Below are 12,142 nucleotides of genomic sequence, written 5' to 3' on the forward strand. Positions count from 1 at the left end.
TATATACATAAGAAAAAAGATACAAGGAGGGAGAAATATTTATGATAGAAAAACTGAATAAAAGCCGGCTGCGGAACGGTCTGATTGCCGTTTTACTGGCCATCACACTGATTGTCCCTGCGGTCTTTCAGGACCCGGCTCAGGCGGCCTCCAAGCGAACGCCCACAAGACCGGCGATTACGAAAGTGACCGCGACCAAGAATTCCGCAACGGTTACCTGGAAGAAGTCCAAATACGCCACTTCATACCGTATTTATTACAAACAGGCCGGCACGAGAAAATGGACTACGCTGGCAACTATCAGCAGTAAAAATCTGAAGTACACTCACAAGTCTTCCAGGAAGTACCCACTCAAGGGTGGTAAAAAATATACCTATACTGTCAGGGCATATAATAAATACGGTAAGAAATGGAGTTCTTACGATAAAAAAGGCAAGACCGTCACTATTCCGGCCGTACCGTCTATTGTAAAAACCCGCGTGAAAGCGAACAGCTATAAGCAGACTACTGTTACTTGGACAAAATCCATCAATGCTACGAACTACCTGGTTTATTACCGCTCCGCTGACACCACAAAGTGGACTAGGATTGCGAACGTCAGTTCAAAGACCCTGAAATACGTTCACAAGTCCAGCCGCAAGTACCCGATTGAAGCCGGAAGAACTTACTACTATATGGTAAGAGGTTATAACAAGACATATAAGACTTACGGCAGTTATAACAAAGCAGGAATGCAGGTTGTCATCCCGGAGAGACCGGTTGCAACGCCAACCGCAGCCCCGACAGTTGCGCCGACAGCAACACCGAAGCCGACACAGAAACCGAAGCCTACGGCAACACCAAAGCCGACAGCAACACCAAAACCAACGGCTGCTCCGAAGCCCACACAGAAGCCAAAACCTACCGCGACACCAACCCCAGACCCGGACAGCCCGTCTGAGATTAACAAAAAAATCAAAGAGGTAGTCAAGCTGACAAATCAGGTCAGAGTTAAACATGGTTCAGCCGCTGTTGTTGAGGATGCCGCTCTTGATGCCGGTGCAGCAGTCAGGGCGAAAGAGATTTATACAAAGTTCAGTCATGGAAGACCAGACGGAAGCGATTTTAGTACAGCTTATTATGAAGCAGGAGCCGGCAATATCCTTGGAGAAAATATTGCGACTGGCGATACGCCTGAGCGTGCAGTCTATTTATGGGAGAACAGCCGTGGCCATCTTGTTTCAATGCTTGACAGGGAAGCGACCCATATTGGTGTTGGCGTTTACAAGAACTTCTGGGTACAGATTTTCGCGAAGAACCCGGGCCAGAAATATACACTGACAGTATATGCAAACGGAGGCACGTTCCCGAGCAAGGGCGGCGTAGAGAAGTTTGAGATGAGTGTTCCGGCCAGAGCAGATATCAAACTGTCAACTATTGACATTCCGGAAAAGGAAGGCTGCAAGTTTATAGGATGGACGGAATGTTATGAAAATCCATATTTTGAAGGTGGCTTAATGGATTTGGATTATATTAGAAACAATGACCTCCACATGCCTGAGAGTAAAACATTAAAGGCCAACTGGTCGGATTCTTCCGATTCTTCAAATTAAACGATACAATTTAAGCTCTCCCAACCTTTCCGGTTGGGAGAGCCTTTTTTGAAATCTTTTTTATGTTCTTTTTAATTCTTAACGGACAGGGAAAACGGCGGCCAGGCTTGTTGTCCTGCTTGCCATCACACTGATTGCCCCGGCAGTCTTTCAGTCCACCACCCCGGCGGCTTCCAAGCGAACGCCCACAAGACCTACTACTTGCTTAAAATCTTTTCTAAAACTTCCCTGATTTCCGCTTCATTCATAGTCAAAGCATCCGGCAAAAATTCCAGCACCATCTTACCGATATCAACCAGGCGTTTTGTGTAGTTTTTCTTTTCAAGAGCACGCTGGCGGTTCTCTGCTAACTGCTGGCGGTGAAGGGCCTGTTTTGCTTTTAACTGTTCTATTTCTGCAAGTTGCTGTTCAATCGTATCCATTTATCTGCACCTCCTTTTCTGTACGGTCTCTGCGGCTTCGGCTATAGCCTGGACCGGTTTTTCTGCTTTTGCAAGTTTCTGTTCTACTGTGTCAATCATCTCGTTTGAAGTACTGCGTATGGTCTCCAGGCTGGCTTTCAGTTCCTTTACGTCTTTGCCGGAACTCCAACTGGAAATATAGCCGAAAGAATATTCCGAAGTGTCCAGGCCGAGATACTGACAGACAACAAAAGCAATGGATTCTGCCTGCACCTCTGCGGTGTGTTTATCCGGAAGGTCTGCCGAATGGAGTTTTTCATGGGCCATTTCATGAATCAGGGTCTTGAGAGACTGTGCTTCGGAAAGGCTGCTGTCTATGACGATTTCTTTTTGGATGAGGTCATAATATCCATTTGCATCCCCGGATATTGCTTGGAAGCGGACCGGAACCGGGCAGATATCTAGGAGTATATCTTTTATCTGCTTTTGCCTGTCGCTTAGGCTGCCTTCCAGGTTGTGACAGAGTTCCGGCAGGGGTTCACCTTCCGTCTGCTTGATGTCAAAGGTATATCCAACCTTAAAGAACGGAATGATTCTTTCAACAACTTCCTGCTTGACACTTCCATCGGGAAGAGTAACAGGTCTGCCGTTTTCATCTCTTACGTCTTTTAAGGATTGGGATTTGATTGATGAGGGGCAGATGATTTTGATTCCGGATTCTCCCTTTTTGACCTGACGGTTCAGAGACTTCCAGCAGGTATAACTTGCACACAGCGTGGCATCCGGTCTTTGTCTGGCAATCAAAATCTGGTTATTCAATGAGTAATTGTGGAGGTGCGACATCTTGGAAAGAAAAGCCCTGTACTTGTCCCCATCCATAAAATCTTTGATGGACTGCTCCAGGCCCGCAGTCAGTTCATTCAGGGCTTCCTGCCTGGATTTGGATTGTTTTTTATCTGTTTTTTTCATATAATATTGCCTCCTTTGGATTTGGGTAATATTAATATGAAGAAAAGATGATGGGGATAAAAAAATTTGCGGGTTTTGGTGTGGAGGGATGGGAGAAGAAAAAAGAGATGGACAGATTTGGGTAGCAATATGTATTTTGAAAGGTTCCGTTTTGTTCTGAGGTATGATATAATCGTTCTGTTGTCCAACCGAGACCCGGCAACGGGAGGAGGTGAGAACTATAAGCGAAATAATAATTACCTTTATCGTTACCGTCGCGGCAGGTGTGACTTGCCATCTCATCTGCAAATGGCTAGATAGGAACGACTAGGACAACAATAGCCTGATGGATACTTGACCATCCTAAAAAACAAGAAGAAGCCCTCGGTTGTAGTGCAAGTACAGCCGGGGGCTTCGTTCTTTGCTATAAGCGTTTAATAATTACCTTTTGCCTACTGGCATTATATCATATGCAAATCTGAAAATCAATATACCGATAAATGTGAAATCGGGAATCATCTGCATCACATATCGTGAAATATCACAAGAACTTTTAGTGTAAATTTGCTTTTGTTTTTTGAATTTAAAAACGGTTCTGGGGTGACGGCTGGAAGACGGCAGGGATAGACACAGCCGGAGGTGGTGGATAGTACACCATAATAATGGTGAGTATATGCGCCCTTCCTCTTAATAAATCTGTAGAAAATCAATCTTTTTTAGGGGTATCGGCAGTCGTTCCGGCTGTTATAATCTTGAAATCTTGGTAAAGATGGTGGTCTCGGAAACGCGGTGATGGTGCTTTCGGAAGTTCGGTGATGGTGGTTCCGAAAATGCAGCGATGGTGGTTCTGGAAGTGTTGGTATGGTGGCTTCACAAATGCCAGGATGGTGTTTTGTAGAAAACACTGCAATGGTGGCTTTGTAAATGCAGCCATGGTGGTCCCTCAAATATCAATATGGTGTTTCTATCTTATCCAATCAATCCTTTGTAGCATCGTCAAGAGCCTCCGATTCTGCAGCATTGAAATCCTGGGCTTGCTGTTGGTTAAAGGTCTTGATACATTCAAGCGCAAGGTTATACCACCGCTTGGAGTTCTTCTCTGCATTGTCTGCGTTTTTCTCAGCATAATAAATTTTTGCGGTCAAATTGCTGGTCTCTACCAGAAGTTTGTTGTATGCGTTCTGTAAATCTGAAAGTTGTTTCTTGAGAAGTTCATTTTCGGTCTGTAGAGCAATCAGTTGACGGTCAGGGGACGCCTTGTGCAATGGCATCCATATGGATTCGTCTAAGGGCTTGGTGTTTGTTTGGGGTGGGTTTTCCTTAGAAGTATCCTTTTCAGCAACAAAATCTTTGAAAGGCTGGACTACGTGGTGTTTTGTTGGGTTAGATTTATCTGTAACATAAATGAGCATATCTTTGAGTTGTTCCGCAATGTTGTTGGCATCGCTATCAATCTGTGCCTGAGGTCTCCGGTGCTCGTTCAGAAATTCTACAGCGAAGTCGTCCAGGTATTTAGTCTTGTTCCTTATCTGGATATGGCCCCGGAGTTCAGTATCCTGATATTTAATAACCTGGCGTCTGACCGCTTCATATGTGATTCCCTGGCTGTTCGCATACTGGGGAAGAGTGGTCCCGATTTCATTATCACAAGTCCATGAATGGGTGTTTTCCATAAGTTTTTGTTCCTTTCACAGTACTTTTTTATTTGGTGAGTACATTGTAGCATATGGTAGTGCGTAAATCAATACAAATAATAGTTGCGCAATGTAGCACGTGTAAAAATAAAGAAAATATGAAGAATAAATGGATTCTTGTAAATATGTTGACACAACGTAGCACGAAGCGTATTATAAAAATAAATCACGAAACCACAAACTATCAACATGATTTTTACGCATATTGATTTTATCTCATGAAAGAACAGGAGGAGAAGATTATGAGTGAGAATTTAAACATAGATGTAGCAGCAATGCTGAACCAGTTGCCGCCGGAAATGCAGAAACAGATGCAAGCGCAGATGCAGACTTTCATTAATATAATGAAGGGAGGGCAGAATGCAGTTGTTCCGCAGGCAGGACCATCTGCAATAAATAAAAAAGAAATACCGGAGAATCCCGGATTACAGGATTATACAGAACTGTATTGCGATTGCTTCAAAAAGGGAGAAATCGGATGTGTGACAAGAGCGGAGCAGTTCAGCGATTCGGATATGTACAGAATATTATTTAGTGTAAACTGTGGAGAGATTAGGCGGAATGAAGTGCAGTATCGGTTAGAGATGCTTGCAAAGGAATTAGGCGGAATGGCCCTGGTTCGGTATTTCAAGAAAAATTGTATGGCCGCAAAAAGAGAAATAAAAGAGAGGCAGAAACACGATGATGAAATGGCGGAGCAGGAGAGGAAAAAATTAGCACAAAAAGAAAGAGAAAAAATCCTGGAAACAGGGAATATGACAAAATTTACAGAACTGCCTGAAGGCTGTAAAAATATTTATATTGGTCCTGGATGGGTTGCCAACGATGATGGAATTTATATGCTAGAGGAGAGCGGAAAAACAGTAAGACGGGTAGAGGCGGGGAGATTTCCGTTTTTGATTGATTGTCTATATGAACCGTATGATGCTGGAGCAATCGGTGCTGAGAAATGCGGTATAAGGTTTAAAAGTGTGCAGGGAGATTGGAGACACAAGATTGTGGAGCAGTCAACATTGATGGACTCACGAGAGGCAATGACGCTGGCCAAAAAAGGATACAGTATCAACAGCCGCCGGGCAATGGCATTTACGGATTATGCAACCGCTATGCTCGAGGAATCTGCGATGAGGGGTGCTCTCCCAATACATAAAATGGCATCATCATTCGGATGGACGAGCGACAAAAAAGAATTCTTGCCATATACAAATAATGAGTTTGTATTTGAAAAAGAGGATGAATTCCCAGGACTGACACAGGCTATATCACAGTCACAGGGCGACAGAGAGGCCTGGTATAGGGAGTTCAAGGAGATGAGGCAGACTAGGGTAAAGATGTTTAATTTTGCAACGATAGTACTGTTAGCATCCCCTATACTGGGCATGCTGCCAGATGTAGTTAACGGTTTTATCGGAAACATTTACGGAGACACGCACACAGGGAAGACCATTTGTGATTCAATCAATGCCACGATTTTTGGAGATTTTAGAGAGGGCTACGTTATAGCACTAACGCCTCAGTCAACACCGACCGGTATGGAGATTCGTATGAATGCACATAAGAACATCCCATTGGTTGTAGAGGATGCCAATAACGCAGACCCGAATATGATTCCAAAATTCATTATGCAGGCGTCAAATGGAGCCGGAGCACTGAGAGGAACAAAGAATATGGGCAACCGGGCGCAGATGTCCTGGTGCTTGTCATCCCTAGTAAATTCTGAGGCTATCCTGACCTCATATGGAAACAGAGGCGGGGTCAATGGAGGCTCATACACAAGAGTTTATGCAGTGAAATCTGGGAGCCAGTTTCCGAAAGTTTGGGAAGAAAAAATAGGATATTGGAAAGAGTTTTTTGCTACGAATTACGGATTTGCCGGACGTGATTTTGTGGAAATCCTACAGGGAATGGAACTGGATGAGTTGCAGGCTATGAAAAAGAAATTTTTTTCGCAGATTGTTGCACGTATGCGAGAGATTGGACATTCAGAGACACAGGCTGAGGGACTGGCGATACTGATGCTTGCGGATTATCTTGCTGCAACAAGATTATTTAAAGACGATATTATGTTTACGATTGACGAGTTGATTTCTTTTACTGAGGATGAGGAGACCATCAAACCAGCAAAAAGATTTTATAACAAACTTGAGGACCTGATGATTGGCAATCCTGACCGATTTGAGGGATTGGACGAAAATTTGACAGAGAGAATCGCGGACCCGTTAGACCCAGCCAAATGGGTTGGAGAGTATTGGGGCCTGTATAGAATGGAAAACCAACAGAGATGGTTATGTGTCAGACCGGAGGTTTTAGATAGATGGCTGGCAGATGGCGGCGTTGACAGGAGACTGTTTTTTGATTTTCTGAGAGAAAATGATTTAATCAGAGCAGATAAGGGCGCAAATACCAGGAAGACACCTTCTAAGATATACAGTACTAGACCTAGACTCGTAAATATCAGACTGATAGATAGCGATTGTGCAGATGAGGATGATTTATCACAGCCTGGAGTAGAAGAGAACGCCCCTCAAAACCCATTTTTGAAGGTGGCAGACGAAATCAATACGCAAAGACAACTACAGATTGAAGAAATAGAATTTAAGTAATGAAAGCAAAGCCCGGTTATAGTGCCCGGGCTTTGTTTATGTTCAGAGATGAGGCAGTAGGGGCAGAACGGGCGATAACTGGGCAGTACAAGGACAATGAGAGTAAGGGTTAAGTATTTCAACAATAAAAAATAAGCATTTTTTGCAAAAAATGGCCTGTTTTGTGGCCAGTGCCCTAGTGCCCCGCCCTGCCCGAGTAAAAATATAGTATATATAGAAGAGAAAAATAAAATTTAAGTAAATCTTTTTTTATTTTTAAATTTCTCATATATATATTACTTCATTCACTAGGGCACTAGGGCATTTTCTATATAATATAAATAAATATACTATATATAGTGTATATACATATGAGATATACTGTATTTTGCATAAATGAAGGAGTTTATACAATGATTAGTGCCCAGGTAGTACTGGGGCAGTACTAGGGCAAATGGGGCATTGATTAATCGGTAGTGTATTGCTATCGGTAGGATATGAGGCCTTATACGAAAAAACACTTTCGCAGCCGATAAGTTATCGGGGAACCGGTGCTGTATCACAGCCGCAGAATTGGTTTTCGTGCCAGAGAACCACAGCCATCCGGTAGGGATAACCTGACAACGGCGCAGGCCGCCAGTAACTCCAAGTCTGCCAGTGGAATTGTCTATGGGAACAGGCCGTCCGGGTAAGGCGAAATGCTCCCGCAGGTGTTGATGAGTACAAGGCATACAGCCCTGCCATTCGCCGTAAACCTTCTTATATATAAGCAACTTCCCGGGCGTTATCATATATATTCCAGCCACAAGAACCATCATATCTGGCAATCGTATCCGGCACATCTATAAATCTAATCTATTCCATAGGTCCTGTCCGCATCCATCATCATCAGGCCGCACCAGGCTCTTTTCATCTACAGCCGCCATCACAGGCCGGTCCAGGAGTCCTTGCTGGCACGCTTCGTCAATCATTTCCCGATGCCTTTAACATATCGCAGCCATTCTTGCCGCATCCTGCCCTCATATATCGCCGCTACCGATGCGGCAACCTGTCATGACCTGCCCGCTACAATCACTGTACTTCTTCCCTGCCGCTGGTCCACACTGCCACAGGACGCCATCCCAGGGCTGCCGTTTCCAGCCAATCGTTCTTCCGTACAGCCTTCCCGATGCCCGGCTGCAACTGTCCAGCCGCAGCCTCCGTTTCTACTGTTGCACCTTGTTCTCAAACCCTATCCAGCCTGCAACTCCTCCCGCGTTTCACCCTCCCAGATGTCATTTCCACCAGCCGAAAAATAATCCGCAAAAAAATACGCCTCCGTATTTCCTCAACATATAAAGGATAACGGAAGGGAAAAGAGAAAACCGGGAGGTGAAATCCATGAAACTGTAAAGAAAAACCATTCCGTCATGCGTATGCTGTAAATATGCCATAGCACAACAAGGGCTAAGGAAAATCAACGAAAACCCGCACGCCTGCATCGTTTTTCCAGCAGGCTATATATGTAAAGAAGAAAACAAGGAGGATAAGACCATGAGAAAGATTTTACATGGAAGATTATATGACACAGACACGGCCAGATATATTGGTAGTAACCAGAGCAGTTGTTACAAAAATGACTATCGCTATTTTGAAGAGGATTTCTATAGGAAGAAAACCGGAGAGTTCTTCCTGCATGGCAAAGGAGGCCCGGCATCCAGATATGCGGAACGCCTGGAAAGCGGTGGCTGCATCGGTGGAGAGCAGATTATCCCATTGCCAGAGGAAGAAGCAAGAGAATGGGCGGAAGAGAACCTTACCGTTGAAGAATGTGAGGGACTTTGGGGAACTTGTGAAGAATAAGAGGGACTTTGCTAGGAAACGGTTTTACACCACGAAAGGAGATACTGATATGAGACCATTAAGAGAAGTTTACAGTGACATCACAAACCTGAAATGCAGAAAGGAAATCCAGAAGGCCTATGATGCGGTACGGGACAGATACCAGGTGTTTGCAAAGAAGGCTCAGGAGATTGTAGAAGATACGCAGATGTCCATGATGCTGGACAGGATGCAGGAACTGGTACAGCAGGGCAAAATGATGAACATGTTGTCAGAGGAAGAGGTCATGGAGGAAAGCCAGAAACGGCTTGATAAGGAATGCACACAAGAACTGGCTGCCGTCAGGGAGGCCAATACAGAGTTCATGAGGGTATGGGGAAAAGCACTGCTGGAATACCCGGAAGAGAGCGTGGGGATTTGTCAGTTGGGATGGAATGTTGGCGAAGAATTGAAAAGAAACGATATCCAGTAGCGGAATAAAGAAAAGATGTGGAATGGCCCGGATGAGGAATGAATCCCGGATATCTGGAGACTGGGGCGGGCTGGACCGGCAGCCTGCTCCCGATGAAAAGATGGACCCGCAAAAAAACAGACGGGATGATTCTTTTGACATATAGATGATACAACCGGTAAGGAATCAGGACGAAAGGAGATTTTACATATGGAACAGAAACATACTACCTGGCACGGAGCGGAACTCAGCCCTGCGGCGATAAAGGCAGGCTTCGTAGACTATTCTGCTGCGGCAGAAGCAGTTGACGCAGAGTACTACGACATCAATGCCGAAGATGAGGGGACCTGGGAGTTGGTAAATGGCGATGAACTGTATTTCAGGGACAGCGAGGGTGAGGGCTATAGTTCGGAGATGGCTATGGAAAGAGTCCGGGAACTGGAGGCGATGATTGCCGGGGCCGAAGAGGACCAGGACACTTCCAGGTGGGAGAAAGACATAGAACTGCTGACGACGAGATGTGAGGTCATAGAGCCGTGTGAGTATTACCAGGTGCCAGAGGAAGGGGCAAGGATACTGCTGGATGAATCCGAGGAACTGGTCTATTACAACGCAAGGCTGGAGGTCTATGTATGGGGTATCTGCCACCTTGGGCTGAATTGGAAACGGGTGCTCACGACTATCCCGGTCCGATAAGATTTATAGACCGGTAAAGACACGGGCAGGCTGCACAGACGGCCTGCCCGGATAAAAATGTTACATACCCAAATTTATACGTAAAAAGGAGATTATATTATGATGAAGAATCCAAAAGAATGCGTTTGTATCCAGAAGAACCAGACATTTTTTGTGCTGAATGAGTTGACCATACCAGAATGCAAGGACGGCAGCGAGCCGCTGACCTTCCATCACGATACGTTCAGCCGTTTTAAATTTGTCCTTATCAGCAAAGAAAAGAGACCGGCCACAGCCAATGTGCCGGTAAAAGAACTTCCGGCCATCTTCCAGAAAATCCGGAACCTGAGCCTCCGGGATATGTTATCGGTACAGAAACAGAAATCTGAGCCGTCAAAGAGCCCGGCATACACGACTACGATTAATGCAGGGACATTAAAAGGAAAGACTCCGGCAGCACTGCTCCTGGAGGATGCACAGACTAATAAAAGGCTGTTAATCAACCAGAAGAACTGGCTTGAGAGCAATTTAGGCAGGTATCAAAGGAACGCGGCACAGATAACAGCAATCGAGGATGCCTTGAGACTATACGAAGCAGGACAGTTGAATGCGGAGGAATCTAAGGCTGGATTCCAGGCAGAGACAGTCTACAGTTCCGGCATGAGGCCACTTATCCGTCGGAAATGCGGCGATAAATACTTTGTGTATGAAATCTCTATCCGCTGGGACGGAGCCTCTGAGAAACCGGTAGAAATTGATATCCGGAACTACTATGCACCGGTCACGAGGACGGAAAAAGGCCTTTTGAATGTAAAAGCAAGGGAGCGTGAAGGGGAAATCCGGAATGTGATATCCCTTACCCTGGAAGAGTGGCTGTGGGTGGAACATATGCTGGAAAGCAATATCCGGACCTTTGAAGACCTGTATGCACGGAATCATTACAAGCAGGCATACGAGGCAGAAAAGGAACTCAGGGAAGTACTGAGGAAGGATGGAAAGATAGCATCATAACATCATAAGGAATTTGGAACAGGAGGCCTGGAAACAGACCTCCTGGATGTATAATCGGGTTGATTGACATTTCTGCTATGACATGTTACTATGGCGGTGAAAAGGGAACACGGTCGATAGATGGCTGATTAAATATAAAGTTGGATAGAGATTGCCGCTTCATTTACCAGACTGGGGCGGCTGTTTCTATGTCTTGAGGAGCCGCAATCGCGAGATTTGGATATAAGAAAGAAGATGTAATATGGAAGAAAAAAATACAGATGAGCCATTGAGTCATGTATGCCTGAGATATCTGGCAATCATTGTTATAACAGTTGCTGCAATGATTTTCCTGTATACGAAAATCCTGATAAATGCTTATATCCCATCAGATTCCATGGAAAACACTTTGATGACAGGTGACAGACTGATTGGGAACCGTATTGCATACCAGTTTGGAAACAATCCGGAACGGTACGATATCATCATGTTTTATGCTCCGGATGAGCCTGACGAACTGTATATCAAACGGGTCATCGGATTGCCAGGGGAGACTGTGCTTATAAAGGATGGAAAAGTTTATATCAATGGTTCCCATACAGCATTAGATGATTACTTTATACGTGAAGAAATGGAAGAGGAGCCAGAGATGGAATTTCATGTTCCGGAAGATAGTTATTTTATGCTTGGAGATAACCGGAATGAATCGCTGGATTCCAGGTATTGGGACAATCCCTATGTGGCAAGGAGCAGCATTGTAGCAAAAGCATGGTTCAGATACTGGAAGGGATTTAAGATGCTGGATTAAAACAATCCCGTTGAAAAGAAGAAAACAATATAGTATAATACAGGCACAAGGTTTTTCTTCTATATTTTTTCGCACTGCCTTTTGACATTTTTTTCGTAACATCCCTTGTCAAAAACCAGTGCCTCCCGTTTATTCAATCTTCATCCGCTTCCAGCCCAAAAGAAGAAAAATAAACCCAAA

The 12,142-nt window shown here is 44.7% G+C and carries 11 protein-coding genes; 7 read left to right on the forward strand and 4 right to left on the reverse strand.

Annotation, left to right across the window (positions count from 1 at the left end; all coding sequences use genetic code 11):
- The first annotated feature begins 41 nt into the window (after positions 1-41).
- Positions 42-1,592, forward strand: coding sequence for a CAP domain-containing protein (locus ABCM67_RS14355; protein WP_147603161.1), 1,551 nt, complete (start codon positions 42-44; stop codon positions 1,590-1,592).
- Between the two features lie 197 nt (positions 1,593-1,789).
- On the opposite strand, the gene ABCM67_RS14360 is transcribed toward ABCM67_RS14355, so the two are convergent.
- The 4 genes from ABCM67_RS14360 to ABCM67_RS14375 form a co-directional block, all read right to left on the reverse strand.
- Positions 1,790-2,014: a hypothetical protein gene (locus ABCM67_RS14360; protein WP_147603162.1), complete on the reverse strand. Its 225-nt coding sequence runs from the start codon at positions 2,012-2,014 to the stop codon at positions 1,790-1,792.
- Positions 2,015-2,962, reverse strand: a complete 948-nt coding sequence (locus ABCM67_RS14365; protein ID WP_147603163.1) for an ArdC-like ssDNA-binding domain-containing protein — start codon at positions 2,960-2,962, stop codon at positions 2,015-2,017.
- A gap of 685 nt (positions 2,963-3,647) precedes the next feature.
- Positions 3,648-3,875, reverse strand: a complete 228-nt coding sequence (locus tag ABCM67_RS14370) for a hypothetical protein (RefSeq protein WP_147603164.1) — start codon at positions 3,873-3,875, stop codon at positions 3,648-3,650.
- Positions 3,876-3,918: 43 nt separating this feature from the next.
- Positions 3,919-4,614, reverse strand: a complete 696-nt coding sequence (locus tag ABCM67_RS14375) for a hypothetical protein (RefSeq protein ID WP_147603165.1) — start codon at positions 4,612-4,614, stop codon at positions 3,919-3,921.
- A 263-nt stretch (positions 4,615-4,877) separates the two neighbouring features.
- Here ABCM67_RS14375 and ABCM67_RS14380 point away from each other — a divergent pair, with 263 nt between their 5' ends.
- From ABCM67_RS14380 to lepB, 6 genes are all read left to right on the forward strand, one after another.
- Positions 4,878-7,238: a DUF927 domain-containing protein gene (locus ABCM67_RS14380; RefSeq protein WP_342992947.1), complete on the forward strand. Its 2,361-nt coding sequence runs from the start codon at positions 4,878-4,880 to the stop codon at positions 7,236-7,238.
- A gap of 1,512 nt (positions 7,239-8,750) precedes the next feature.
- A complete protein-coding gene (locus ABCM67_RS14385; protein WP_147603167.1) occupies positions 8,751-9,059 on the forward strand; it encodes a hypothetical protein in 309 nt (102 codons plus the stop codon).
- 49 nt (positions 9,060-9,108) lie between these two features.
- Entirely contained in the window at positions 9,109-9,510 is a 402-nt protein-coding gene (locus ABCM67_RS14390; RefSeq protein ID WP_147603168.1) for a DUF4175 domain-containing protein, read from the forward strand.
- A gap of 189 nt (positions 9,511-9,699) precedes the next feature.
- The gene (locus tag ABCM67_RS14395) at positions 9,700-10,185 is read left to right on the forward strand and encodes a hypothetical protein (protein ID WP_147603169.1); all 486 of its coding nucleotides are present in this window, start codon (positions 9,700-9,702) and stop codon (positions 10,183-10,185) included.
- 99 nt (positions 10,186-10,284) lie between these two features.
- Positions 10,285-11,175 (forward strand): hypothetical protein, encoded by an 891-nt coding sequence (locus ABCM67_RS14400; RefSeq protein WP_147603170.1) that lies wholly within the window; start codon positions 10,285-10,287, stop codon positions 11,173-11,175.
- A 241-nt stretch (positions 11,176-11,416) separates the two neighbouring features.
- Positions 11,417-11,962 (forward strand): signal peptidase I, encoded by a 546-nt coding sequence (gene lepB / locus ABCM67_RS14405; RefSeq protein ID WP_147603171.1) that lies wholly within the window; start codon positions 11,417-11,419, stop codon positions 11,960-11,962.
- Positions 11,963-12,142: the final 180 nt, after the last annotated feature.

The sequence above is a fragment of the Blautia sp. 2227st1_G12_2227SCRN_220401 genome (genome assembly GCF_039062885.1).
Classification (GTDB): domain Bacteria; phylum Bacillota; class Clostridia; order Lachnospirales; family Lachnospiraceae; genus Blautia_A; species Blautia_A fusiformis.